At 71.2% G+C, this 833-nt stretch carries 1 protein-coding gene; it reads left to right on the top strand.

Annotation, left to right across the window (positions count from 1 at the left end):
* A partial coding sequence (locus HUK84_RS20705; protein ID WP_176641866.1) for an anthranilate synthase component I family protein occupies positions 1–673 on the top strand: 673 nt, incomplete at its 5' end.
* Between the last annotated feature and the right edge of the window lie 160 nt (positions 674–833).

Below are 833 nucleotides of genomic sequence, written 5' to 3'. Positions count from 1 at the left end.
ATGGCTGGCGTGCGGGGCCGATTTCGGGCTGCTGTCCGCCACGCCCGAACGCTTCATCCAGCTCGGCCCCGACCGCATGGCGCGCAGCCGGCCGATCAAGGGCACGGCCCCGCGCGGCGCCACCTCCGAACAGGACGACGCCCTGCGCGCCGCCCTGGCGATGGATGAGAAGGAGCGCGCCGAGAACCTGATGATCGTGGACCTGATGCGCAACGATCTCGGCCGCGTCGCGCAATTGGGCAGCGTGCGCGTGCCCGAACTGTTTTCGGTCGAACGCTTCGCGCACGTCCATCACCTGGTGTCCGAAATCGCGGCCACCCTGGCGCCGGGATACGACGCGCTCGACCTGCTGCGCGCCGCCCTGCCGCCGGGCTCGGTCACCGGCGCGCCGAAACACCGCGCCATGCAGATCATCGACAGGCTCGAATCCTCGCCGCGCGGCGCCTATTGCGGCGCGGTGTTCCGCATCGGAACCGACGGCGCGATGGACAGTTCGGTCATCATCCGCGCCCTGGCCACCACCCGGCGGACGATCACCGCCGCCGCCGGGGGCGGGATCACCATCCTGTCCGACCCCGAACGGGAATATGCCGAAATGCGCCTCAAGATCGCACCGCTGCTGGCCCTGTTCGGGGCCGACCGGTCCCCCGGCCCCATAGGGGGCGGGACATGACCTGGCTCTGGCTGAATGACGGGCTGGTGCCGGCCGATCAGGCGCGGATCGACCCCGCCGATCGCGGCCTGACCCTGGGCGACGGATTGTTCGAGACGATGCGCGTGGCCGAGGGCCGGATCGCCCACCTGGCCCGCCATCTCGACCGGCTGCGCCAGGG

Source organism: Nguyenibacter vanlangensis, assembly GCF_013376155.1.
GTDB lineage: Bacteria > Pseudomonadota > Alphaproteobacteria > Acetobacterales > Acetobacteraceae > Gluconacetobacter > Gluconacetobacter vanlangensis.
The sequence above is the reverse complement of the archived record's forward strand: the minus strand, read 5'-3'. Positions and strand labels throughout refer to the sequence as shown.